Source organism: Sphingomonas sp. PAMC 26605, assembly GCF_000241485.1.
Classification (GTDB): domain Bacteria; phylum Pseudomonadota; class Alphaproteobacteria; order Sphingomonadales; family Sphingomonadaceae; genus Sphingomonas.
This window is the reverse complement of sequence record NZ_JH584241.1, coordinates 2,162,568-2,186,553: the sequence shown is the minus strand read 5'-3', so window position 1 is coordinate 2,186,553 and position 23,986 is coordinate 2,162,568. Positions and strand designations below refer to the sequence as shown.

Annotated in this window: 33 protein-coding genes; 3 read left to right on the top strand and 30 right to left on the bottom strand. The window is 64.0% G+C overall.

Annotation, left to right across the window (positions count from 1 at the left end; all coding sequences use genetic code 11):
- Positions 1-74 precede the first annotated feature (74 nt).
- From rpmD to rpsL, 26 genes are all read right to left on the bottom strand, one after another.
- On the bottom strand, positions 75-251 hold the full coding sequence (gene rpmD / locus RH90_RS10245; RefSeq protein ID WP_010164564.1) for a 50S ribosomal protein L30: 177 nt from the start codon (positions 249-251) through the stop codon (positions 75-77).
- Positions 252-256: 5 nt separating this feature from the next.
- Entirely contained in the window at positions 257-1,003 is a 747-nt protein-coding gene (rpsE, locus tag RH90_RS10240) for a 30S ribosomal protein S5 (protein ID WP_010185510.1), read from the bottom strand.
- 2 nt (positions 1,004-1,005) lie between these two features.
- On the bottom strand, positions 1,006-1,365 hold the full coding sequence (rplR, locus tag RH90_RS10235; RefSeq protein ID WP_010185509.1) for a 50S ribosomal protein L18: 360 nt from the start codon (positions 1,363-1,365) through the stop codon (positions 1,006-1,008).
- Entirely contained in the window at positions 1,365-1,898 is a 534-nt protein-coding gene (rplF, locus tag RH90_RS10230; protein WP_010185508.1) for a 50S ribosomal protein L6, read from the bottom strand. Before rplF ends, rplR begins: the two co-directional genes overlap by 1 nt.
- 1 nt (position 1,899) lies before the next feature.
- Entirely contained in the window at positions 1,900-2,295 is a 396-nt protein-coding gene (gene rpsH / locus RH90_RS10225) for a 30S ribosomal protein S8 (protein WP_010185507.1), read from the bottom strand.
- 10 nt (positions 2,296-2,305) lie between these two features.
- On the bottom strand, positions 2,306-2,611 hold the full coding sequence (gene rpsN / locus RH90_RS10220) for a 30S ribosomal protein S14 (RefSeq protein ID WP_010185506.1): 306 nt from the start codon (positions 2,609-2,611) through the stop codon (positions 2,306-2,308).
- A 1-nt stretch (position 2,612) separates the two neighbouring features.
- Positions 2,613-3,206: a 50S ribosomal protein L5 gene (rplE, locus tag RH90_RS10215; RefSeq protein WP_029625217.1), complete on the bottom strand. Its 594-nt coding sequence runs from the start codon at positions 3,204-3,206 to the stop codon at positions 2,613-2,615.
- A complete protein-coding gene (gene rplX, locus RH90_RS10210) occupies positions 3,199-3,516 on the bottom strand; it encodes a 50S ribosomal protein L24 (protein ID WP_010185504.1) in 318 nt (105 codons plus the stop codon). Before rplX ends, rplE begins: the two co-directional genes overlap by 8 nt.
- Position 3,517: 1 nt before the next feature.
- Complete coding sequence (gene rplN, locus RH90_RS10205; RefSeq protein ID WP_010164574.1) at positions 3,518-3,886, bottom strand: 50S ribosomal protein L14; 369 nt, start codon at positions 3,884-3,886, stop codon at positions 3,518-3,520.
- Between the two features lie 145 nt (positions 3,887-4,031).
- Positions 4,032-4,304: a 30S ribosomal protein S17 gene (rpsQ, locus tag RH90_RS10200; RefSeq protein WP_010185503.1), complete on the bottom strand. Its 273-nt coding sequence runs from the start codon at positions 4,302-4,304 to the stop codon at positions 4,032-4,034.
- A 10-nt stretch (positions 4,305-4,314) separates the two neighbouring features.
- A complete protein-coding gene (gene rpmC / locus RH90_RS10195; protein WP_010185501.1) occupies positions 4,315-4,533 on the bottom strand; it encodes a 50S ribosomal protein L29 in 219 nt (72 codons plus the stop codon).
- Position 4,534: 1 nt separating this feature from the next.
- Positions 4,535-4,969, bottom strand: a complete 435-nt coding sequence (gene rplP, locus RH90_RS10190; RefSeq protein WP_010185500.1) for a 50S ribosomal protein L16 — start codon at positions 4,967-4,969, stop codon at positions 4,535-4,537.
- Positions 4,970-4,979: 10 nt separating this feature from the next.
- Entirely contained in the window at positions 4,980-5,681 is a 702-nt protein-coding gene (gene rpsC / locus RH90_RS10185; RefSeq protein WP_010185499.1) for a 30S ribosomal protein S3, read from the bottom strand.
- On the bottom strand, positions 5,681-6,061 hold the full coding sequence (gene rplV / locus RH90_RS10180) for a 50S ribosomal protein L22 (protein ID WP_010185498.1): 381 nt from the start codon (positions 6,059-6,061) through the stop codon (positions 5,681-5,683). The genes rpsC and rplV overlap by 1 nt, the downstream gene beginning before the upstream one ends.
- Positions 6,061-6,336 (bottom strand): 30S ribosomal protein S19, encoded by a 276-nt coding sequence (gene rpsS / locus RH90_RS10175; RefSeq protein ID WP_010164582.1) that lies wholly within the window; start codon positions 6,334-6,336, stop codon positions 6,061-6,063. Before rpsS ends, rplV begins: the two co-directional genes overlap by 1 nt.
- 1 nt (position 6,337) lies before the next feature.
- A complete protein-coding gene (gene rplB, locus RH90_RS10170; protein WP_010185497.1) occupies positions 6,338-7,192 on the bottom strand; it encodes a 50S ribosomal protein L2 in 855 nt (284 codons plus the stop codon).
- A 4-nt stretch (positions 7,193-7,196) separates the two neighbouring features.
- Positions 7,197-7,508 carry a 50S ribosomal protein L23 gene (locus RH90_RS10165; protein ID WP_010185496.1) on the bottom strand — a complete coding sequence of 104 codons (312 nt, stop codon included), beginning with the start codon at positions 7,506-7,508 and terminating at the stop codon, positions 7,197-7,199.
- Complete coding sequence (rplD, locus tag RH90_RS10160) at positions 7,501-8,127, bottom strand: 50S ribosomal protein L4 (RefSeq protein WP_010185495.1); 627 nt, start codon at positions 8,125-8,127, stop codon at positions 7,501-7,503. Before rplD ends, RH90_RS10165 begins: the two co-directional genes overlap by 8 nt.
- Before the next feature lie 2 nt (positions 8,128-8,129).
- Positions 8,130-8,885, bottom strand: a complete 756-nt coding sequence (rplC, locus tag RH90_RS10155) for a 50S ribosomal protein L3 (RefSeq protein ID WP_010185494.1) — start codon at positions 8,883-8,885, stop codon at positions 8,130-8,132.
- A 216-nt stretch (positions 8,886-9,101) separates the two neighbouring features.
- A complete protein-coding gene (gene rpsJ, locus RH90_RS10150; protein ID WP_007406109.1) occupies positions 9,102-9,410 on the bottom strand; it encodes a 30S ribosomal protein S10 in 309 nt (102 codons plus the stop codon).
- A 200-nt stretch (positions 9,411-9,610) separates the two neighbouring features.
- Complete coding sequence (gene tuf, locus RH90_RS10145; protein ID WP_010185493.1) at positions 9,611-10,801, bottom strand: elongation factor Tu; 1,191 nt, start codon at positions 10,799-10,801, stop codon at positions 9,611-9,613.
- 203 nt (positions 10,802-11,004) lie between these two features.
- Positions 11,005-11,580 (bottom strand): Uma2 family endonuclease, encoded by a 576-nt coding sequence (locus tag RH90_RS10140; RefSeq protein ID WP_010185492.1) that lies wholly within the window; start codon positions 11,578-11,580, stop codon positions 11,005-11,007.
- A gap of 734 nt (positions 11,581-12,314) precedes the next feature.
- A complete protein-coding gene (gene fusA / locus RH90_RS10130) occupies positions 12,315-14,411 on the bottom strand; it encodes an elongation factor G (protein WP_010185489.1) in 2,097 nt (698 codons plus the stop codon).
- A 46-nt stretch (positions 14,412-14,457) separates the two neighbouring features.
- Positions 14,458-14,706, bottom strand: coding sequence for a hypothetical protein (locus tag RH90_RS10125; protein WP_029625216.1), 249 nt, complete (start codon positions 14,704-14,706; stop codon positions 14,458-14,460).
- 30 nt (positions 14,707-14,736) lie between these two features.
- The gene (rpsG, locus tag RH90_RS10120) at positions 14,737-15,207 is read right to left on the bottom strand and encodes a 30S ribosomal protein S7 (protein ID WP_010185488.1); all 471 of its coding nucleotides are present in this window, start codon (positions 15,205-15,207) and stop codon (positions 14,737-14,739) included.
- 56 nt (positions 15,208-15,263) lie between these two features.
- Positions 15,264-15,635, bottom strand: coding sequence for a 30S ribosomal protein S12 (gene rpsL / locus RH90_RS10115; RefSeq protein ID WP_010185487.1), 372 nt, complete (start codon positions 15,633-15,635; stop codon positions 15,264-15,266).
- Between the two features lie 262 nt (positions 15,636-15,897).
- Between rpsL and glpD the strand changes: the two genes are divergently transcribed.
- From glpD to trhO, 3 genes are all read left to right on the top strand, one after another.
- The gene (glpD, locus tag RH90_RS10110; protein ID WP_010185486.1) at positions 15,898-17,388 is read left to right on the top strand and encodes a glycerol-3-phosphate dehydrogenase; all 1,491 of its coding nucleotides are present in this window, start codon (positions 15,898-15,900) and stop codon (positions 17,386-17,388) included.
- A gap of 65 nt (positions 17,389-17,453) precedes the next feature.
- Positions 17,454-18,521, top strand: a complete 1,068-nt coding sequence (locus RH90_RS10105; protein WP_010185485.1) for an NAD(P)-dependent alcohol dehydrogenase — start codon at positions 17,454-17,456, stop codon at positions 18,519-18,521.
- A 184-nt stretch (positions 18,522-18,705) separates the two neighbouring features.
- Positions 18,706-19,638, top strand: coding sequence for an oxygen-dependent tRNA uridine(34) hydroxylase TrhO (gene trhO / locus RH90_RS10100; RefSeq protein ID WP_010185484.1), 933 nt, complete (start codon positions 18,706-18,708; stop codon positions 19,636-19,638).
- 158 nt (positions 19,639-19,796) lie between these two features.
- On the opposite strand, the gene RH90_RS10095 is transcribed toward trhO, so the two are convergent.
- From RH90_RS10095 to gcvPB, 4 genes are all read right to left on the bottom strand, one after another.
- On the bottom strand, positions 19,797-21,329 hold the full coding sequence (locus RH90_RS10095; RefSeq protein ID WP_029625215.1) for an aminoacyl--tRNA ligase-related protein: 1,533 nt from the start codon (positions 21,327-21,329) through the stop codon (positions 19,797-19,799).
- A 48-nt stretch (positions 21,330-21,377) separates the two neighbouring features.
- Entirely contained in the window at positions 21,378-22,001 is a 624-nt protein-coding gene (locus RH90_RS10090; protein ID WP_029625452.1) for a DUF938 domain-containing protein, read from the bottom strand.
- Positions 21,998-22,501, bottom strand: a complete 504-nt coding sequence (locus tag RH90_RS10085) for a CcdC protein domain-containing protein (RefSeq protein WP_010185481.1) — start codon at positions 22,499-22,501, stop codon at positions 21,998-22,000. The genes RH90_RS10090 and RH90_RS10085 overlap by 4 nt, the downstream gene beginning before the upstream one ends.
- A 12-nt stretch (positions 22,502-22,513) precedes the next feature.
- A partial coding sequence (gcvPB, locus tag RH90_RS10080; RefSeq protein WP_081476999.1) for an aminomethyl-transferring glycine dehydrogenase subunit GcvPB occupies positions 22,514-23,986 on the bottom strand: 1,473 nt, incomplete at its 5' end.

Here is a 23,986-nt window from a genome sequence, read left to right as displayed (position 1 = left end):
GATGCCTCGCAGAGACTAGCTCCTGGGACGTCCCCACCCCAACCCCTCCCCTAAAGGGGAGGGGCTCGATGAGGTCAAGCCTCGATCTTCACCATGTGCGCGACCTTGCGGATCATGCCCCGGACTTCGGGGGTATCCTCGAGCTCGCGCGTCTTGTGCATCTTGTTGAGGCCGAGGCCGATCAGCGTTGCGCGCTGGTCGGCTTCGCGGCGGATCGGCGAACCGGTCTGCGTGATCTTGATGGTTGCCATGTCGCTTACTCCACAACCGCGGCCGCATCGGCCTCGGCAGTCTCGGATCCACCACGGCCCAGCAGGTCGGCAATCTTCTTGCCGCGACGCTGTGCAACCGACTTCGGCGAAACCTGCGAGGTCAGCGCCTCGAAGGTCGCACGGATCATGTTGTACGGGTTCGACGTGCCGACCGACTTGGTCACGACGTCGGCAACGCCGAGCGACTCGAACACGGCGCGCATCGGACCACCAGCGATGATACCCGTACCCGCCGGCGCCGAGCGCAGCGTGACGAGACCGGCACCGAAGTGACCGTTGCCGTCATGATGCAGCGTGCGGCCGTCCTTCAAGGGAACGCGGACCATTGCCTTCTTGGCAGCAGCCGTCGCCTTCGAAATGGCTTCGGGCACTTCGCGCGCCTTGCCATGACCGAAGCCGACCCGGCCCTTGCCGTCGCCGACGACGACGAGTGCTGCAAAGCCGAAGCGCTTGCCGCCCTTGACCGTCTTCGAGACGCGGTTGATGTGAACCAGCTTCTCGATCAGCTCTTCGCCGCCATCGTCGGCACCGGGGCCGCCACGACCGCGATTGTCGCGACCGCCACGGTTGTCACGGCCGCCACGGTTCGCACCGCCGCCGGGACCACGACCGCCGCCAGGGCCGCCACGGTTGCCACCAGGACCACCGCGACCGCGCGGCGCTTCCTGCTGCGGAACCGGTGCGCCGTCGGGCGACGCTGCGATTTCGTTCGGAATGTTGTCGTCAGCCATAATTAGAACTCCAATCCGGCTTCACGCGCGGCAGTCGCCAGCGCCTTGACCCGGCCGTGGAACAGGAAGCCACCGCGATCGAACACGACCTGCGTCACGCCAGCCGCCTTGCAGGCTTCGGCGATGCGCGTGCCGACACCGGTCGCTGCGTCGAGGTTGGCGCCGGACGTGTCGCGCACGTCCTTTTCCAGCGTCGAAGCAGCAGCGATCGTCACGCCCTTGGCGTCGTCGATGATCTGCGCATAGATGTGGCGGCCCGAGCGGTGGATCGACAGCCGCGGACGGCCCGAACCCCGTGCACGAAGCGCGGTGCGGTTGCGGCGGCGCCGCTTCTCGAAGAGAGACATACCCTTGGTCGACATTACTTCTTCTTCCCTTCCTTGCGGAAGATGAACTCGCCGTCGTACTTGATGCCCTTGCCCTTGTAAGGCTCGGGCTTGCGCCAACGACGGATTTCAGCTGCCAGCTGGCCGACCTTCTGCTTGTCCGAACCCGAGATCTCGATCGTCGTGTTGTCGGGGGTCTTGACTTCGATCCCCTCCGGCACGTCGATGTTGACGTCGTGGCTGTAGCCGAGCTTGAGGTTCAGGTTCTTGCCCTGCGCCGCAGCACGATAGCCAACGCCGTTGATCAGCAGCTTCTTGGTGAAGCCGTCCGACACGCCGGTGATCAGGTTCTGCACGAGCGTGCGCTGCATGCCCCAGAACGCGCGAGCGCGCTTGGTCTCGTTTGCGGGGTTGACCGAAACGCCACCCTCTTCGAGCACATAGCTGATCTCTTCGCGCAGCGGCATCGCGAGGGTGCCCTTGGGCCCCTTCACGGTGAGCTGCTGGCCTTCGATCGTCGCGGTCACGCCGCTGGGGATCGCGACCGGCTTTTTACCGATGCGGCTCATATCAGAACACCTCCGCGAGGACTTCGCCGCCGACATTCTGTTCGCGCGCTTCGGCGTCGGACAGAACACCGCGAGGCGTCGAGACGATGGTGATGCCGAGGCCGTTCATGACGCGCGGCAGTTCGGTCGAAGCCGAATAGACGCGACGGCCAGGCTTCGAAACGCGGGCAACGTGCTTGATCGCAGGCTGGCCCTCGAAATACTTCAGCTCGATGCGGATGCCGGCCGCGGGGCCCATCTGCTCTTCGCTATAGCCACGGATGTAGCCTTCGCGCTGGAGAACGTCGAGAACGCGGGCCCGCAGCTTGGAGCCCGGCGTCAGGACGGAGTCCTTGCGCGCGCGCTGGCCGTTGCGGATGCGGGTGAGCATATCACCCAGGGGATCGGTCAATGCCATCTGTTGATCCTTACCAGCTCGACTTCGTAACGCCCGGGATCAGGCCCTTGTTGGCCAGATCGCGCAGCTGAATACGGCAGAGGCGGAACTTGCGATAATAAGCGCGCGGACGACCCGTCAGCTCGCAGCGGTTGCGGATGCGCGTCGGGTTCCCGTTGCGGGGAATCTCGGCCATCTTCAGACGGGCTTCGATCCGCTCGCCGTCGCTCAGCGAATTGTCGCCAGCGATTGCCTTGAGCGCCGCATACTTAGGCGCGTACTTCTTGACGAGCATCTTGCGACGCTCGTTCTTGTTGACAGAACTTACCTTCGCCATCTTATGCCGCCTTCTTTTCGGTCGCGTCTTCAGTGACTTCCGGCGGGAACGGGAAGCCGAACAGGCGGAGCAGCTCGCGCGCTTCGTCGTCGGTCCGTGCCGTGGTCGTGACGATCACGTCCATGCCGCGGATCTTGTCGATCCGGTCGTAGCTGATTTCCGGGAACACCAGCTGCTCCTTAAGGCCGCAGGCATAGTTGCCGCGTCCGTCGAACGACTTGGGGTTGAGCCCGCGGAAATCGCGAACGCGCGGGAGCGCGATCGTGATGAAACGGTCGAGGAACTCGTACATGCGCTCACGACGAAGGGTGACCTTCACGCCGATCGGCATGCCTTCGCGCAGCTTGAACTGAGCGATCGACTTCTTGGCCTTGGTCACGACGGGCTTCTGGCCGGCGATCAGCTCCATTTCCTGGGCTGCCTGGTCGACCTTCTTCTTGTCCTGCGTCGCTTCGCCAACGCCCATGTTCAGGACGATCTTGTCGATGCGCGGAACTTCCATCGCGTTCTTGTAGCCGAACTTCTCGGTCATCGCAGCGACGATCTTGTCGTCGTACATGCCCTTCATCCGGGGCTTGGTTGCAGCATCAGCCACTGATCTTCTCCCCGGTCTTGACCGCAACGCGGACCTTCTTGCCGTCCTGGGTCTCGAAGCGAACGCGCGTCGGCTTGCCGTCGGCGGTCACATGCGCAACCTTGGAAATGTGCATCGGTGCTTCCGAACGCTTCAGGCCACCCTCGGGGTCGCCCTGGCTCGGCTTGGTATGGCGCACGGCGACGTTGACGCCCGAAACGATGACCTTGCCGTCCTTCGGGAACGCGGTCGTCACTTCGCCGGTCTTGCCCTTGTCGCGGCCCGACAGGACGATGACGCGATCGCCCTTCTTGATCTTAGCGGCGGCCATTTTACAGCACCTCCGGTGCGAGCGAGATGATTTTCATGTGCTTCTTGCCGCGGAGCTCGCGCACCACTGGGCCAAAGATACGCGTGCCGATCGGCTCTTCGTTCTTGTTGACCAGCACGGCTGCGTTCGAATCGAAGCGGATCACGGTGCCATCGGCGCGGCGAATGTCCTTCGCCGTACGCACGATGACGGCACGGTGCACGTCGCCCTTCTTCACGCGGCCACGGGGGGCAGCTTCCTTGACGCTGACGACGATGATGTCGCCCACGCCTGCAACACGACGCTTGGAACCCCCAAGCACCTTGATGCACATAACCCGCTTCGCGCCGCTGTTGTCAGCGACCTCGAGATTGGATTGCATCTGGATCATTGGATCCGCTTCCTTCTCACTATGGACCCCGATTCCGACCGGGACCCGCCTAAAAACTCAACCGTCACCCCAGCGAAAGCTGGGGTCTTCCGGCAACTGTCATGCCCTCACCCACGAGACCCCAGCTTTCGCTGGGGTGACGGGTTTATGCGTCGACGTCGACCCGCTCAGGCGTCGCATGGGTGTTAACCCGATCGATCACCTTCCAGGTCTTCAGCTTGGAGATCGGTGCGGTCTCTTCGATCCGCACGGTTTCGCCCTGCTTGAACTCATTGCCCTCATCATGGGCATGATACTTCTTCGTACGACGGATGATCTTGCCGTAGAGCGCGTGCTTGACCTTACGCTCCACGTTCACGACCACCGTCTTGTCGCCCTTGTCGGAGACGATCAGCCCCGTCAGCACGCGCTTTGGCATGTCTAAATCCTTACTTTGCCGCAGTGTCGCGCGAGCGCGCGGACTGCAGGGTCTTGATGCGAGCGATGTCGCGACGGACTTCCTTCACCCGGCTCGACTTTTCGAGCTGGTTGGTCGCCGCCTGGAAACGGAGGTTGAACGCCTCGCGCTTCAGGTTGCCGAGCTCTTCGCCCAGCTGGTCTTCGGTCTTGGCGGCCAGGTCGGAACGACGCGTGTCGAGCTTTGCCATCTTATGCAACTCCCAGATGCGAGGTGTCGCCGAGACGGGCAACGACCTTCACCTTGATCGGCAGCTTCATCGCTGCGCGGCTGAACGCCATAGCGGCGATGTCACCCGGAACGCCATCCAGTTCGAACAGGATGCGGCCCGGCTTTACGCGAGCTGCCCAATATTCCGGCGAACCCTTGCCCTTACCCATGCGGACTTCGGCAGGCTTGCCCGAGACGGGAAGATCCGGGAAAACGCGGATCCACAAACGCCCCTGGCGCTTGATGTGACGCGTGATCGCGCGGCGAGCCGCCTCGATCTGGCGTGCGGTAATCCGGTCCGGCTCCATCGCCTTCAGCCCGTACGAGCCGAAGTTGAGGGTCGTGCCGGACTTGGCGTCGCCATGGATGCGGCCCTTGAAGGCCTTGCGAAACTTGGTCTTTTTCGGTTGCAGCATGATCTATTCCTTAGCGGCGCGGATCAGGCCGGACGCCGGAAGTCTGTGCTTCCATCATCAGCCGGTCGGTCGCCATCGGGTCATGACCCAGGATTTCGCCCTTGAAGATCCAGACTTTCACGCCGCACACGCCGTAGGCGGTGTGTGCAGTCGCTTCGGCATAATCGACGTTGGCGCGCAGCGTGTGGAGCGGAACGCGACCTTCGCGATACCATTCCGAACGCGCGATTTCAGCACCGCCGAGACGGCCGCCGCAGTTGATCCGGATGCCCTCTGCGCCGAGACGCATCGCCGACTGGACCGCACGCTTCATGGCGCGGCGGAAGGCGATACGACGCTCGAGCTGATCGGCGATCCCCTGTGCGACGAGCTTCGAATCGACTTCCGGCTTGCGGATTTCGACGATGTTGAGGCTCACGTCGGACGTGGTCATCTTGCCGAGCAGGCGGCGCAGCTTTTCAATGTCTGCGCCCTTCTTGCCGATGATCACGCCGGGGCGTGCTGCGAAGATCGAGACGCGGCACAGCTTGGCCGGACGGTCGATCACCACCTTGGAGATCGCTGCCTGCGGCAGCGTCTTCATGATGAACGCACGCATCTTGAGATCTTCGAGCAGAAGACGACCGTAATCGGCGCCCTCGGCATACCAGCGGCTGTCCCAGGTGCGGTTGATCTGCAGGCGCAGACCGATGGGGTTCGATTTCTGACCCATTACGCTTCTTCTTCCATTTCGCGAACGACGATGCGCAGGCGGCTGAAGGGCTTGAGGATGCGGGTCGACTTGCCGCGGCCGCGCGTGGCGAACCGCTTCATGACGATCGACTTGCCGACCGAGGCTTCCGAGACGACGAGCGAGTCGACGTCGAGGTTATGGTTGTTCTCAGCGTTGGCGATGGCCGAGGCCAGCACCTTGCGCGCTTCGATTGCCATGCCCTTGGTCGAGAATTGCAGGATGTTCATCGCCTGGCCGACCGGCTTGTTGCGAATGAGCGCTGCAACCAGGCCGAGCTTCTGCGCCGAACCACGGATCTGCGTGCCGACCGAGAGGGCTTCCTTCTCGCCGACCTTGCGGGGGGATTTCGCCTTAGACATTAGCGCTTGCCCTTCTTGTCCGCGGCGTGGCCGGGGAAGTACCGAGTGGGCGCGAACTCGCCGAGCTTCATGCCCACCATGTCCTCGTTGACCGAGACCGGCACGAACTTGCGACCGTTATAGACGCTGAACGTGAGGCCCACGAACTGCGGCAGGATCGTCGAGCGACGCGACCAGGTCTTGATCGCACCGCGCGCATTGGTTTCCTGCGCGGTTTCTGCCTTCTTGAGCAGGTGGAGGTCCACGAAGGGACCCTTCCAGACTGAGCGAGCCATCTTAGCCCTTCCTCTTCGTCGAATGACGCGAACGGATGATCATCTTATCCGTCGACTTATTGTGACGGGTGCGCGCACCCTTGGTCGGCTTGCCCCATGGCGTAACCGGATGACGGCCACCCGAGGTACGGCCTTCACCACCGCCGTGCGGATGGTCGACCGGGTTCTTGGCGACACCACGCGTCAGCGGGCGGATGCCCAACCAGCGGCTGCGGCCTGCCTTGGCGAGGTTGGTGTTGCCGTTGTCGGGGTTCGACACGGCGCCGACCGTGGCCATGCAGTTCGCATGGAGGTAGCGCTGCTCGCCCGAGTTGAGGCGGACCATGACCATGCCCCTGTCGCGACCGACGACCTGCACGTACGTGCCTGCCGAACGTGCGATCTGACCACCCTTGCCCGGCTTCATCTCGACGTTGTGGACGATCGTGCCGACCGGCATCTGGCCCAGTTCCATCGCGTTGCCCGGCTTCACGTCGGTCTTCTTGTCCGCGATGACCTTGTCACCGACGGCCAAGCGCTGCGGCGCGATGATGTAGGCAACGTTTTCCTTGCCATCGGCAGTCTGACCATAGTTGATCAGCGCGATGAACGCGGTGCGGTTGGGATCATATTCGATCCGCTCGACCACGCCATCGACGCCCCAGTTACGGCGCTTGAAGTCGATGATGCGGTAGCGCTGCTTGTGACCGCCGGCGATGCCGCGCGACGTGATGTGGCCCTTGTTGTTACGGCCACCGGTCTTGCGCTTGCCTTCGGTCAGCGCCTTGACGGGGCCGCCCTTGTGCAGTGCCGACCGGTCGACGAGGATGAGCCCGCGGCGTGCCGGGCTCGTCGGGTTATAATGCTTCAGTGCCATCGGATCAGATCCCCGTCGTCACGTCGATGGACTGGCCGTCCTTCAACGTCACGATCGCCTTCTTGATGTCGGAGCGGGTGTAGGGCGCGCCCTTCCACTTCTTGGTCTTGCCCTTCTGGACGATCGTGTTGACCCCCAGAACGGTCACGTCGAACAGCGCTTCCACAGCAGCCTTGATCTGCGGCTTGGTGGCGTCGTTGGTGACCTTGAACACGACCGCATTGTGCTCGGAGAGCAACGTGGCCTTTTCGGTGATATGCGGAGCAACGATCACGTCGTAATGACGTGCGTCGATCCCGGTTTTTGGCTTAGCCATTGAAGCGCGCCTCCAGCATTTCGACGGCAGCGCGGGTCAGGACCAGCGTGTCGTGCTTCAGGATGTCATAGACGTTGGCGCCGGCAGCCGGCATCACGTTGATCGTGTGCAGGTTGCCCGCCGCCAGTGCGAAGCTCGTGTCGACCATGTCGCCATCGATGACGAGCGCGGTCTTGCCGGTGCCGAGCTTGGCCCAATCCGCGATCAGCGTCTTGGTCTTGTTCTCGGCGACGCCCAGGCTGTCCATGACGACCAGCGTACCGGCCTGTGCATGCGTCGACAGCGCCATCTTGAGACCGAGTGCGCGGATCTTCTTGTTCAGGCCGGGGTTGAAGTCGCGGGTCCGCTGACCGTGCGCCTTACCACCACCGACGAAGATCGGAGCGCGGCGATCGCCGTGACGAGCCGTACCGCCGCCCTTCTGGCGACCGAACTTCTTACCCGTACGTGCAACGTCGGAACGCTCACGCGTGCCGCTTGCGGTCGCACGGCGCTTCTCGAGCTGCCAGGTGACGACGCGGTGCAGGATGTCGGCGCGCGGATCGAGACCGAAGACCTCGTCGTTGAGCTCGACTTCCGTGACGGCTGCGCCGTCGAAAGACTGAGATGTAACCTTCATGATCAGCCCTCCTGGCCGTCGGTCGCGTCCACGGTCGCGACGTCAGCAGGCGTCTCGGCGGGAGCGGTGTCGTTGGTGTTGGCAACCTGGCGGAGGCCGGCGGGGTACGGCGCATCGGCGTGACGCGCGACCTTGACCGAATCCTTGACCAGCAACCAGCCGCCCTTCGAGCCAGGGACCGAACCCTTGACGAAGATCAGGCCACGCTCGACGTCGGTCGAAACGATTTCGAGGTTCTGCTGGGTGCGGTTCTTGTCGCCCATGTGCCCGGCCATCTTCTTGTTCTTGAAGACCTTGCCCGGATCCTGGCGCTGACCGGTCGAACCGAGCGAACGGTGCGAGACCGAAACGCCGTGGGTCGCGCGCAGACCGCCGAAGCCCCAACGCTTCATGCCGCCCTGGAAGCCCTTACCCTGGGTCACGCCCTGGATATCGACGATCTGGCCGGAAACATAATGGTCGGCAGAGATGGTCGCGCCGACTTCGAGCACGGCATCATCGCTCACGCGGAATTCAGCCAGCTTCGCCTTGGGCTCGACTTCGGCCTTGCCGAAGTGGCCGCGCTGCGGCTTGGCGACATTCTTTGCTTTTGCGGTACCTGCGCCCAGCTGGACTGCAACATACCCATCTCGATCGGCCTCGCGAACGGCCACAACTTGAAGATTTTCCAGCGCCAGAACGGTCACGGGCACATGGCGCCCGTCGTCCTGGAACCAGCGGGTCATCCCCATCTTTTTCGCGATCACGCCAGTGCGCATGATCAATGCTCCATACAATGCAGAGGCACCCCGCGGACCATTCCGAAGGGTGCGTACTCAGCCCAAACTCATTTTATACTGCGGCCCCGACCCGGGCTGGTGCTCCCCGCGCTGGCGGTGGAGCGTGTCGGGGGACGCAGACCCGAATAAATCCGGCGGTATCCCGTCTATCTGGTGCTGCCCGAAGGCTTCACCGAATCTCGTGGAGGCGCGCTATTACGCGAGCTTGATCTCGACGTCAACGCCTGCGGCGAGGTCGAGCTTCATCAGCGCATCGACCGTCTGCGGGGTCGGCTGAACGATGTCCAGCATGCGCTTGTAGGTACGGACCTCGAACTGCTCGCGCGACTTCTTGTCGATGTGCGGGCCGCGGTTGACCGTGAACTTCTCGATGCGCGTCGGCAACGGAATGGGGCCACGGATGAGCGCGCCGGTGCGGCGGGCAGTGTCGGCGATGTCGCCGGTAGCCTGGTCGAGCACGCGATGATCGAATGCCTTCAGACGAATGCGGATATTGCTGTCCATAGTCCCTACCGATGCGAAAGAGCGGGGCAACTCGCTTCCTCGTCATCCCGGCGAAGCGCGCCGGGGATGACGGCTTGGCGGCCGCCTCTACTGATTAAAACCAAAACTGGAGGCGGGGCACTACAGGCCCCTCCTACAAAAAGCAACAGCCCGCGCCTCTCATCGAGGCGCGGGCTGCACTTTTTTCTATTGCTAGAAATTTAGGCCGAAATGCCCGAGACGATGCCCGAACCAACGGTACGGCCGCCTTCGCGGATCGTGAAGCGCTGGCCGACGTCCATGGCGATCGGTGCGATCAGCTTGACGCCGAGCGCGATGTTGTCGCCAGGCATGACCATTTCGGTGCCCTCAGGCAGCTCGACGGTGCCGGTGACGTCGGTCGTGCGGAAGTAGAACTGCGGGCGGTAGTTGGCGAAGAACGGCGTGTGACGGCCACCCTCGTCCTTCGACAGCACGTAGACTTCCGACGAGAACGCCGTGTGCGGCTTGATCGAGCCGGGCTTGCAGAGAACCTGGCCACGCTCGACTTCTTCACGACCAACGCCGCGGATCAGCGCGCCGATATTGTCGCCAGCCTGGCCCGAGTCGAGCAGCTTGCGGAACATTTCGACGCCCGTGACCGTGGTCTTGCGCGTGTCGTTGATGCCGACGATCTCGACTTCCTCGCCAACCTTGACGATGCCGGTCTCGACGCGGCCAGTGACGACCGTACCACGACCCGAGATCGAGAAGACGTCCTCGATCGGCATCATGAACGGCTTGTCGAGCGGACGCTCGGGCTGCGGCAGGTACGTGTCGACAGCTTCCATCAGCTTGAGGACGGCGTCATGGCCGATCTCAGGCGTGGTGTCGTTGAGGGCAGCCACAGCCGAACCGCGGATGACGGGGATGTTGTCGCCGTCGAAATCGTACTTCGAGAGAAGCTCGCGGATTTCCATCTCGACCAGCTCGAGGATTTCCTCGTCGTCGACGAGATCGACCTTGTTCATGAACACGACCATCGTCGGCACGCCGACCTGGCGCGCGAGCAGGATGTGCTCGCGGGTCTGCGGCATCGGGCCATCGGTCGCCGAAACGACGAGGATCGCGCCGTCCATCTGCGCCGCACCGGTGATCATGTTCTTCACATAATCGGCGTGGCCCGGGCAATCGACGTGCGCGTAGTGACGGGCAAGCGTCTCATACTCGACGTGTGCGGTCGAGATGGTGATGCCGCGCTCGCGCTCTTCAGGAGCCTTGTCGATGTTGGCATAGCTGGTGAAGGTGGCGCCACCGGTCTCGGCGAGCACCTTGGTGATCGCAGCCGTGAGCGAGGTCTTGCCATGATCGACATGGCCGATCGTGCCGATGTTGAGATGCGGCTTGTTCCGCTCGAACTTTGCTTTCGCCATTGTCTTTCCTTTACAGCGCGCCGCCTAGTGCCGACGGGCCGCGTCTCATCAAAAACGTGTTGGTGGAACGGGGCCGTCCCCATACGCCAGAAGCCGGACGAGACCGCCCGATCACTTGCGAAGGCGCGCCGATAGCCCAAGATTCGGGTGGGCGCTAGGGGGAAATTGCTTTTGGGTTGAGGTCGCGATGGGTTTTGCTCGGCCTAGCGAGTCACCTCTGAGCCATCGACTTCGAGATCCGCGATCGTCGCCGATACCAGCCGATCCGTCAGCAAGATGTCGAGCTGCCCGTGGTACCCATCGGAGTCCGGGTTCTCATGCATCAGCGCCCTGCTCTCGTTCAGATCGATCACCCAATATTCCGGAATGCCGGCCGCGGCGTACAGATCGGATTTACGCCCGAGGTCGTTAGCTAATGTGGTGTCGGAAACCTCGATCACGAGCGCGACCGATTCGACCGGCACCGGACCTTCGCCGCGCCAGCGGTGCAGAACGATATCCGGCTCCGGCATGCTGTCGTCATTCAAGCGAATCGCGACTTCGGTCATCAGCTCCAGGTCGCTACCGATCTCCCGCAGTCGCACCGTAAGCGCGAAGGCCAAACGAGACTTCGCCCCCGCGTGCTCACTGAACTGCGCATTCATGACGTAGATGTCCCCGTCGATGAGTTCGGTCTTGCCGTAATCGTCGAACGCCCCGCTGGCGTTGAGCAGCAGGAAGTCCTCGACGCGCAGGCCGACCTTATGCGGTGTAGTGAGGACGGGCGCGGAAGCGTTCATGGAAGCAAAATATCGCAACGACGACGTGTTGAAAAGCGTCCAGCTGCCAGCGGTTACAAAGCCAAGGAACAACCGCGGAATGCGGATTTTGACCGCAAGCTGTCCTTCCGATCACATCTCGACGGCGGTCGCGACGTCGCCTCCATCCAACGTAATCTGCGTCGGCCGTTCCGCGCTGCTCAAACGGAGCTTCAAAGGGGCGGATCCTTCGTCGAGCCGAAAGGTGCCCGCCCCCTCCCCCACGAAGCTTCGCGGTAGGATGTAGGGACCGACTTTATCGGTCTCAATCTTATAAGGGACCGTCACCCTTCCAATGTGCATTTGACCATCGTGCAAGATTATCGTCCCACAGCACGAACTGGCATAGGAACCGTTCGCCATGTTCGTTGGCAACTGCTTTGCCGGCGTCACAAAAACGCAGATCATCACGCTCAGGCTGGCGGCCAACACTGTCCCGGAGATCCATCTTCGTCCACTCATTCGCCAACGCTAGCTGGCGAAATCGTTATCCGCAATTGGACCCGAGCTAACGGGCCATTGGCAACAAGCAGGAAATCCATCGTCAAACAAAAAAGGGCCCGCTCCGTTGCCGGAGCGGGCTCTTCAATCTCAGACGGCCGACACGGGAGTAAATCCCGTGTCGTCGGACGGGTTCGCCATGCGGCGACCCGCCGGCCAACCGTTCGCGTGCCTTGCGGCACCGGCGCGCACCGTGGGTGCGCGCCTCGCTCCGGTTAGGCCAACTTCGCCTTGACCTCGTCCGCGACGTTCGCCGGGACTTCTTCGTAATGCGAGAACTGCATCGAGTAGTTCGCGCGGCCCTGCGTGAACGAGCGCAGCGCGTTCACATAGCCGAACATGTTCGCCAGCGGGACCATCGCGTCCACCGACTGCGCGTTGCCGCGCGTATCGGTGCCCTGGATCTGGCCACGACGGCTGTTCATGTCGCCGATGACGTCGCCCAGATAATCTTCCGGGGTCACGACTTCGACCTTCATGATCGGCTCGAGCAGCTTGATGCCGGCCTTCTGCGCGACTTCGCGCATCGCGCCACGCGCACAGATTTCGAAAGCCAGCGCCGACGAGTCGACGTCATGGTAGGCACCGTCATAGACGAGGATCTCGAAATCGATGATCGGGAAGCCGACCAGCGAACCCGTCGCCGCCGTCTCGCGGAAGCCCTTTTCGATCGCCGGGATATATTCCTTCGGAATGTTACCGCCCTTGATCTCGTCCTTGAAGACGATGCCCGAGCCGCGCTCGCCCGGCGTGACCTTGACCTTCACGCGACCGAACTGGCCGGTACCACCCGACTGCTTCTTGTGCGTGTAGTCGACGTCGACCGGCTTGCCGAGATACTCACGGTAAGCCACCTGCGGCGCGCCGACATTGGCCTCGACCTTGAACTCGCGCTTCATGCGGTCGACCAGGATCTCGAGATGGAGCTCGCCCATGCCCTTGATGATGGTCTGGCCCGACTCGGCGTCCGACGAAACGCGGAACGACGGATCTTCGCGTGCGAGACGATTGAGCGCGACGCCCATCTTCTCCTGGTCGGCCTTGGTCTTGGGCTCGACCGAGAGCTCGATCACGGGCTCGGGGAATTCCATCCGCTCGAGGATGATCGGCGCGTTCATCGCGCAGAGCGTGTCGCCGGTCGTGGTGTCCTTGAGACCTGCCAGAGCGACGATGTCGCCGGCATAGGCCACTTGGATGTCCTCGCGCTCGTTCGCATGCATCAGCAGCATGCGGCCGACCTTTTCCTTCTTGTCCTTGACCGAGTTCGTGACCTGCGACGCGGTCTCGAGCTTGCCCGAGTAGATACGCGCGAAGGTCAGCGTTCCCACGAACGGATCGTTCATGATCTTGAACGCGAGCGCCGAGAACGGTGCTTCGTCCGACGACGGACGCTCGTCCGGAGTCACGCCGTCGAGCTTGAGGCCCTGAATGGCGGGAACGTCGAGCGGCGACGGCAGATAGTCGACGACGGCGTCGAGCAGCGGCTGGACGCCCTTGTTCTTGAACGCCGAACCGCAGACGACCGGAACGAACGAGAAGTTGAGGGTGCCCTTGCGAATCAGCTTCTTGAGGTCGGCCGTGCTCGGCTCGTTGCCCTCGAGATAGGCTTCCATCAGCGCGTCGTCCTGCTCGACGGCCATCTCGATCAGGTCGCTGCGATACTTCGCTGCCTTCTCGGCGAGATCAGCGGGGATCTCCGAATATTCGAACTTCGCGCCGAGGCTCTCTTCGAGCCAGATGATCGCGCGGTTCTCGACCAGATCGACCAGGCCCTTGAAGTCGCCTTCCATGCCGATCGGGAGATACAGCACGGCCGGACGCGCACCCAGGCGATCGATGATCGACTGGACGCAGAAATAGAAATCGGCGCCGGTGCGGTCGAGCTTGTTGACGAAGCACATCCGCGGCACTTTGTACTTCTCGGCCTGACGCCACACGGTCTCGGACTGCGGCTCGACGCCGGCAACGCCGTCGAAGCAGGCGACGGCACCGTCGAGCACGCGGAGCGAACGCTCGACTTCGATCGTGAAGTCGACGTGGCCCGGGGTGTCGATGATGTTGATCAGGTGCTCTTCGCCCTTGCCTTCGCTGGCGCGCCACTTGCAGGTCGTCGCAGCCGACGTGATCGTGATCCCGCGCTCCTGCTCCTGCTCCATCCAGTCCATCGTCGCGGTGCCTTCGTGCACTTCGCCGATCTTGTAGGACTTGCCGGTGTAATAGAGGATACGCTCGGTCGTCGTCGTCTTGCCGGCGTCGATGTGCGCCATGATGCCGATGTTGCGATAGCGTTCGAGCGGATGGCTGCGGGCCATGATCGTAATCCTTACGAGTTAGAATGCGAGCTGAACGCGGGGGCGATCAGGGGAAGAACAATTTCGCGAGTGCCGCCCCTGCACCAAGAATGGCAGCAAAGGCAATCATGGCTTGAAACACCATGTTTCGCGGCAGAATTTCCGTTTCGGCAAGCAGCTTCAGCCGTTCGGCCGAGAGCTTGGCTTCCTCTGCACTGAGCTTGGCAGCTTCGGCCCGCAGCTTGCGGGCCTCGGCCTCGAGCCGCTCCGACGTGCGGTTCAGCTCATCAATGGACGGCGGGGAAGCGGTAGCCATGTCACTACTCCTCGCCGCCCATATAATCGCTTACCAGCGATAATGCGAGAAGGCGCGGTTGGCTTCGGCCATGCGGTGCGTGTCTTCGCGCTTCTTGACCGCGTTGCCGCGGTTGTTGGCGGCGTCCATCAGCTCGCCCGAGAGGCGCGCCGACATGGTGTTCTCGCTGCGTGCGCGTGCAGCTGCGATCAACCAGCGAATCGCCAGCGCCTGGGCACGCTCGGGGCGCACTTCGACCGGGACCTGATAGGTCGCACCACCGACACGGCGGCTGCGGACTTCGATGCCGGGCTTCACGTTGGTGAGCGCGTCATGGAACACCGCGACGGGATCCTTCTTCGCACGCGTTTCGACGGTTTCCATCGCGCCGTACACGATCAGTTCCGCGACCGACTTCTTACCGTCGAGCATAACCGAGTTCATGAACTTCGAGAGGACCTCATCACCGTACTTAGGATCGGGGAGGATGATACGCTTTTCTGGGCGACGACGACGTGCCATTTCAATTTCCTTCTAAACTTCAGCCATATGATGATCGGCTATGTGAGCCGACCGGCTTACTTCGGACGCTTGGCGCCGTACTTGGAACGCGACTGGCGACGATCCTTGACACCCTGTGTATCGAGGACACCGCGCAGGACATGGTAGCGCACGCCGGGAAGATCGCGAACGCGACCGCCGCGGATCAGCACGACCGAGTGCTCCTGCAGATTGTGGCCCTCGCCCGGGATGTAGCTGATGACTTCGCGGCTGTTGGTCAGGCGAACCTTGGCCACCTTGCGCAGAGCCGAGTTTGGCTTCTTCGGGGTCGTCGTGTAGACGCGGGTGCAAACGCCGCGCTTCTGCGGGTTCTGCTCCATTGCAGGGACCTTGGACTTGGCCTTCTGCGGATCGCGGCCCTTGCGGACCAGCTGGTTGATTGTCGGCATTGAATCTCTTCACCTTGACTGTTGGTTACTTTGCTGGAGCCATCACGCCCCCCCAGAACAATTCGGGGAATACAAAAAGGGCCATTGGAGGCGAAACCGCCCCCGGGCCCTGGAATGCATCCAGCAATGTTCAAGCACCGTCCCGGAGGAAAACTCCGGTCGAGCGGTGGTGCGCATACAATGCGACTCGGTCGAGGTCAACTCCGGCGTCCCGCGATCTTCCCCGCTTCCGATCCCTCGTCCAAGCTGGTAAGGCCAGTTCATGACACCAAACCCTTACGACCTGCTCGTCATCGGCGGCGGGATCAACGGCTGCGCGATCGCGCGCGAAGCCAGTCTGCTCGGCCTCAAGGTCCTGCTCGTCGAACGCGACGATCTCGCGGCGCATACCTCCTCGGCCTCGACCAAGCTGATCCACGGGGGTTTACGCTATCTCGAATATTACGAGTTCAAGCTCGTCGCCGAAGCGCTGCGCGAGCGCGAGCGGCTGGTCAAGGCGGCGCCGCACATCATCCACCCGATGCGCTTCGTCCTGCCGCAGACCAATGCCGTGCGGCCGTGGTGGATGGTGCGGCTCGGGCTGTATCTCTACGATTTCCTTGGTGGCAAGATGACACTCGCGCGTTCGCGCGGGCTGCGCAAGGGCGACACCGCCTATCTCGCGCCGCTGAAAGGCGCGGCAACGGGCTTCGTCTATTCCGACGCGTTCGTAGACGATGCGCGGCTGACCGTGCTCAACGCAATCGACGCCGCCGCCAATGGCGCGGACGTGCGCGTCGGCACCGCGGTCGAATCTGCGCGGCGCGAGGATGGCCTGTGGCGGGCCGCGCTCTCCGATGGCAGCACGATCAGCGCGCGCGCGATGGTCAATGCCGCGGGGCCCTGGGTCCACCAGATGCTGCTCAAGCTCGGGGTCAACGCCGCCTCGGACGTGCGCCTCGTCAAGGGCAGCCATATCGTCGTGCCCAAGCTGTTCGAGGGCGAGCACGCCTATATCCTGCAGCAGCCCGACCGCCGCATCGTCTTCGCGATCCCCTATCAAGGCGAGTTCACCGAGATCGGCACGACCGACGTTCCCGTCGACACGCCCGAAGACGCCGTGATCGATGATACCGAGATCGCGTATCTGTGCGACGCGGTGAACCTCCATTTCACCCGACAGATCACCCCTGCCGACGTCACGTCGACCTGGTCGGGCGTGCGCCCGCTCTATGATGACGGCGCGAGCGAAGCGAAGGCGGTGACGCGCGACTATGTGCTCGAGCTCGACACCAACGGCCCGCCGCTGCTGTCGATCTTCGGCGGCAAGATCACGACGGCGCGCCATCTCGCCGAAGAGGCGATGGGCAAGCTCGCCGCGCCGATGGGCTTCGCTGCGCATCCGGTGACGCGCGCGCGGATTTTCCCGGGCGGGGCGATCGCCGATTTCAGGACGTTCCTCGCCAGCGTCCGCGCGACCTGGCCGTTCCTCGGCGAAGCGCGGTCGGAGCGGATGGCGCATGCCTATGGGTCGATGCTCGCCGAAATGCTGCGCGACGTGAAACGCGCCGAGGATCTCGGGCCCGATCTCGCCGGCGGGATCAGCGAAGTCGAGGCACGCTGGCTGCACGATCATGAATGGGCGCGCACCCCCGACGACGTGCTCAAGCGGCGCAGCAAGATGGGGCTGCATTTATCCGAGGAGGCGACCGCGCTTTTCGGCGAGCGGTGGAACGCGCTCTTTTCTGCCGCACCGCGGCAAAACGCCTTGTAACGGACGGTACACGACCCGATCTCGGAGGCCTCGACATTCCGTCTCCAAAGCCGAGGTACCCCCCCATGACCACGACCGCCCACGCCTTCGCGGCGCCATCCGCCGACGCGCCCTTCGCGCCGTTTTCGTTCGAGCGGCGCGACCTGCTCGCCGACGACGTCGCGATCGACATCCTGTTTTGCGGCGTGTGCCATTCGGATCTCCATACCGCGCGTGGCGAGTGGGGCTCGGTTAACTATCCGTGCGTCCCCGGCCATGAAATCGTCGGCCGCGTCTCGGCGGTTGGCAGCGACGTCACCAAGTTCGCGGTCGGCGATCTTGCCGGCGTCGGCTGCATGGTCGACAGCTGCGGGCATTGCCCGTCGTGCACCGACGGCGAGGAGCAATATTGCGAGACGACCGGTTTCGTCGGCACCTATGACGCGCCGGACACACGCTCGGGCGGCGGCTATACCAAGGGCGGCTATTCCGACCATATCGTCGTGAAGCAGGATTTCGTGCTCAAGGTCGGGCATGACGAGGCCGATCTCGCCGCGGTCGCGCCTTTGCTGTGCGCGGGAATCACGACCTATTCGCCGCTGCATCACTGGAAGGTCGGTCCGGGCCAGAAGGTCGGCGTGGTCGGTCTCGGCGGGCTCGGCCATATGGGCGTCAAGATCGCCAAGGCGATGGGGGCCGACGTCTATGTCTTCAGCACCTCGCCGAACAAGCGCGAGGATGCCAAGCGGCTCGGCGCGACCGACCTGATCGTGTCGAAGGACGAAGCCGCGATGGGCGAGCACGCCAACAGCTTCGATTTCATCCTCAACACCGTCGCGGCGGCGCATGATCTCGACCCGTTCCTCAACCTGCTCAAGCGCGACGGCACGATGACGCTGGTCGGCGTTCCCGAGACGCCGCATCCCTCGCCGAGCGTCGGCGCGCTGGTGTTCAAGCGTCGCTCGATCGCGGGTTCGCTGATCGGCGGGATCCAGGAGACACAGGAAATGCTTGATTTCTGCGTCAAGCACGGCCTGACGGCGGATATCGAGATGATCGACATCCAGAACATCGACACCGCTTATGACCGGATGGTGAAGAGCGATGTTAAGTATCGCTTCGTCATCGATATGGAGTCCCTCAAGGCGGCGTAACCCCCGGGGGCGGGTGGCGTCCGCGCGCCGCCCGCCCCGCCCAACGTCGTCACCCCGGCCTTGTGCCAAGGTCCACCGCGCGCCACCCGCGACAGCGGTTGTGGAGAGGTGGGCCCCGGCAAGGCCGGGGTGACGATGGAGGCGCATTTTACCCTCCGCCGGAATCCTCTAAAGCGGCCGCGCTATGCCCACCCCCTCCCCCATCACCGTCGCCGCGCTCTACCGCTTTGCGCGCTTCCCCGATCCTGCAGCGCTCCGCCAGCCGCTACTCGATCTCTGCGCCGCCAACGTCGTACGCGGCACGCTGCTACTTGCGCAGGAAGGCATCAACGGCACGATCGCCGGGCCAGGAGCCGGCATCGCCGCCGTCGTCACGCACATCCGCACCCTGCCCGACTGCGCCGAGCTCATCCCCAAATACAGCCACGCGGAAACGATGCCGTTCCACCGTCTAAAGGTCCGCCTCAAGCGCGAGATCGTGACGATGGGCGAACCCGACATCGACCCGCTCGCTAGCGTCGGCACCTATGTCAAACCCGCCGACTGGAACGCGCTGATCGACTCGCCCGACACCGTCGTGATCGACACGCGCAACGCGTACGAAGTGAAAGTCGGCACCTTCGCCGGCGCGATCGACCCCGGGACCGCGAGCTTCAGCGACTTCCCCGCCTGGGCGCGCGCGCATCGCGCCGAGCTCGAAGGCAAGAAGATCGCGATGTTCTGCACCGGCGGCATCCGCTGCGAGAAATCGACCGCCTTCCTCAAAGCCGAGGGGCTGGAGGAGGTCTATCACCTCGACGGCGGCATCCTGAAATATCTCGAAGAGGTCCCCGAGACCAAAAGCCGCTGGCACGGCGAATGCTTCGTCTTCGACGAGCGTGTCGCAGTCGGCCACGGGCTGGCGCCGGGCACGCACGAGCTGTGTCGCGGCTGCCGCATGCCGGTCAGCCCGGAGGACCGCGCCTCGCCGCTCTATGAGGAAGGCGTCGCCTGCCCGGCCTGCGCCGAGACGATCGATGCAACCAAGCGCGCCTCAGCCGCCGAACGCCACCGCCAAGTCAAGCTCGCCGAGGGTCGCGGCGAGGCGCATGTCGGGGCTGCGTTCGACAAGCGCTGACGCTACTCGCGATACTTACATCGCTTCTCCGGCGAAGGCCGGGGCCCAGTCGCGGGCGGTCAGAGGCTCGCCCTGCACGTGATGACATTGGCCATTACGACTGGGCCCCGGCCTTCGCCGGGGAAGCGCTTTTCATCGCCAAACCGCGCGAAGCAGCCTCAGTACGACCGCCCGATCAGCACGCGCTCTACCGCAGGCTCGCCGGTAAACACGCACGGCCCATCGATCGCGCCCTGCGCCATCGGCGCATTGCGGATCGTGAGCTTGAGCTTCTTGAGACGCTCCACGACACCGTCGAGCGCCTCGCCGGTCGGCTTCGACCATTGCACCTCGAGCCAGCCGGGGTTCTTCACGCCCTCGGCGAAATGCGTCTCGAGCGCTGCGAAATCGGCACCCGGAACAATGCTCGCCTCAAGTCGCGCACGCGCCTCGCTGTGGAGTGACGCCTGAATCTCGGTCAACGTCGCCGAAACCGCGCCGACGAAATCGCCCTTGGCGACGACCGCGCTGTCGAGCTTGCCGTCCGCACGGTACAGCCGGTCGCGGCGGATCACCGAGACGTTGCCGCCCGCGACGTCGCGCCCGCCGACTTCGATCACGATCGGCGCGCCCTTCTTGACCCAGCCCCAGCGCTTGGTCGCAGCCTTGCCGAACTTGAGGTCGAGCAACGCGCGCACCGGCTCGCCCAGCGCCGATTGCTCGGCAAGCTCGGACTGCAGCGCCTTGCAATAGTCGACGATCGCCGCGTCTTCGGGCTGATCCCGCAACATCGGCACGATCACCACCTGCCACGGCGCGATCTGCGGTGGTACGCGCAGCCCGTCGTCGTCGCCATGCACCATGATCACACCGCCGATCATCCGCGTCGACACGCCCCAGCTCGTCGTGTTGGCGAGCTCGAACACGCCTTCCGAATTCTGGAACTTGATATCCTGCGCGTGCGCGAAGTTGGTGCCGAGGAAATGCGAGGTGCCCGCCTGGAGCGCCTTGCCGTCCTGCATCATCGCCTCGATGCTGTAGGTCGAGACGGCCCCCGGGAAGCGCTCGTTCTCGGGCTTCTCGCCCGCCACCACCGGGAGCGCGAGGCAATCCTCGGCGAATGACCGGTAGACTTCGAGCATCTTGAGCGTCTCTTCGCGCGCCTCTTCGGCGGTGGCGTGCGCGGTGTGGCCCTCCTGCCAGAGGAATTCGGAGGTGCGCAGGAACATCCGCGTGCGCATCTCCCAGCGCACCACATTGGCCCATTGGTTGATCAGCACGGGCAGATCGCGCCACGACTGCACCCAGCGCGCGAACGCCGCGCCGATCACCGTCTCCGAAGTCGGGCGCACGACGAGCGGCTCCTCGAGCTTGGCGGTCGGATCGGGCATCAGCCCGCCCTTGCCGTCGCTCACCAGCCGGTGATGCGTGACGACCGCCATCTCCTTGGCGAAGCCCTCGACGTGATCCGCCTCCTTCTCGAAATAGGAGAGCGGGATGAACAGCGGGAAATAGCAATTCTCGTGGCCAGTCGCCTTGATCCGGTCGTCGAGCAGGCGCTGGATGCGCTCCCAGATCCCGTATCCCCACGGCCGGATCACCATGCAGCCGCGCACGCCCGATTCCTCGGCGAGATCGGCCTCGGTGATGACGGACTGGTACCAGGCGGAGAAATCGGCCTCGCGGGTGACGGGGAGTGCATGCTTGATCATGCTGGCGCGGATAGCGCGGAGAAGCGGCGGCGTCACCCCCGCCGCGCGCTACGCGGTGCGGCGGAACACCAGCAGCAGGTTGTTCGCGGGCATCGCGATCGTGGCATCCAGCATGAACCCCGCCGCCGCTTCCCGCACCGCATTAACCGAGCGGATCCCCCAGCGCGGATCGCGCGCGCGCAGCGACTCGTCGAACTGCAGATTGCTCTGTGCTGTCGGCACGTCGTACTGAAGGAACGGGCCATAGAGGATCAGCGGTGCTCCCGCCGAAAGCAGCCGTGCGGCCCCGGCCATCAAACCGCGTGTCGCCTCCCACGGGCTGATATGCACCATGTTGATGCACAGCACCGCATCGGCGCGATCGACCGGCCACACAGCGGCCGCCGCATCGATCTCGAGCGGCGGCAGGACATTGTCGATCCCGTCGCACCACGCCGCGATCGACACGCGCGCGGCGGTGTCGGGATCGCTCGGCTGCCAGTCGAGCGCGGGAAACTCGCCCGCGAAATAGGCGGCATGCTCGCCCGATCCGCTGGCGATCTCGAGCACCGTTCCCGACAGCGGCAACACGCCGCGCAGCGTGTCCGCGATCGCCATGCGATTGCGCAGCGTCGCGGGCGCATGACGGCGCGGCTCGACGCCCGCCTCGGCCGGGATCCACGGCTCGGTCAGGCGGGTACGCCTTCGAGCAGGCGTTTCGCGCGCAGGTACATCTCCAGCCGCTGCACCACGAAGATGCCGAGCGACAGCGCCGCCAGCCCATCGACCAGCATGCTGACGTCGAAGTGCAGCGCCTGCCCCTCGGCCTGCGCGATCGTCTTGACCGCGATCAGCACGACGATGATCGCCAGCGCCCAGATCGAGCCCTTCTGCATCAGCAGCCCAGTCGCGGGATCGATATGGATCCGCATCGTCTTGCCGCGTTGCCAGCCGATCGCACCGCCGATCACCAGCCCGAGCGCCGATACCCCCCAGCCGAGCGCGCTCGGCGGAAAGCGGACGAACAGATAGGCGACGACCGCCGCATAGACCGCAGGCACGATCCACAATTGTTCGACCTTGAGCGGCCGCACGCGCATCAGGCTCCGTCCGCGGATCGCAAAGACGATGACGAAGACGACTGCCATGATGGCATATTGCTGCCAGCTGGCCTGAACCTGATGCACCTGCATATATTCCCCCCGTTATTCCGCGGCTTGCGCGAGTCCCGGGTCCTTCCATACCAGTATCGGCTTGCGCGCCGCCAGCGTTTCGTCGAGCCGGCTGCGGGGCGCGAAATGCGGTGCCGACTTGAGGCTGACGTCACCCGCCTTGGCGCGTTCGGCGACCGAGCGGAGCGCGACGATGAACTGGTCGAGCGCGGCCTTCGATTCGGTCTCGGTCGGCTCGATCAGCATCGCGCCGTGGACGACGAGCGGGAAGTACATCGTCATCGGGTGGAAGCCCTCGTCGATCAGCCCCTTGGCGACGTCGATCGTCGAGAAGCCGTCGGCGAGGTTCTCGTCCGAGAACAGCGCCTCGTGCATGCACGGCCCCGCCCCACCGAACGGCGCCTCCAGCGTCTTGTCGAGGCTGCGCAGGATGTAGTTGGCGTTGAGCACGGCATCTTCCGACACCTGCCGCAAGCCATCGGCACCGTGGCTGAGGATGTAGGTCAAAGCACGCGTGAACATGCCCATCTGGCCGTGGAACGCGACCATCCGGCCGAACGCGCCGGCATGATGCTCGCCCGCGGTTTCCTCCTCGACGAGGTGGAAGCCGTTATCGGTCTTCTCGACGAACGGCAGCGGCGCGTAGGGGCTGAGCGCCTTCGAGAACACCACCGGCCCCGAACCCGGCCCGCCGCCGCCATGCGGGGTCGAGAAGGTCTTGTGGAGGTTGATGTGCATCGCATCGATGCCGAGATCGCCCGGCCGCACGCGCCCGACGATCGCGTTGAAGTTGGCGCCGTCGCAATAGACGAGCCCGCCCGCCGCGTGGACCGCGTCCGAGATCACGCGCATGTCGCGCTCGAACAGGCCGCAGGTGTTGGGGTTGGTGATCATCACGCCCGCCACGTCGGGGCCGAGTCGCGCGATCAGCTTCGCGGTGTCGACGCGGCCGTCGGCGGTCGCGGGGATATCCTCGACGCTATAGCCGGCGAACGCCGCGGTCGCCGGGTTGGTGCCGTGCGCGCTCTCGGGGACGAGGATGATCTTGCGATGCCCCTCCCCGCGCGCTTCGAGCGCCGCGCGGATCGCGAGCACGCCGCACAGCTCGCCATGCGCGCCGGCCTTGGGGCTCATCGCGACAGAGTCCATGCCGGTGAGCGTGACCAGCCAGTGCGCGAGCTGCTGGATCACCTCGAGCGCGCCCTGCACGGTCTGCACCGGCGCGAGCGGGTGGATGTCGGCGAACCCGGGGAGCCGCGCCATCTTTTCGTTCAAGCGCGGGTTGTGCTTCATCGTGCACGAGCCGAGCGGGAAGAAGCCGAGGTCGATGCCGTAATTCTGGCGCGACAGGCGGGTGTAATGGCGCACCGTCTCGGGCTCGGACAGACCTGGCAGGCCGATCGGCGCGGTGCGGGCGAGGTCGCCAAGTCGCGAGTCCTTAAGCCCCTCCCCTTCAGGGGAGGGGTTGGGGGTGGGGGACGTCTCACCGAGACCGGTGCCCGTTAC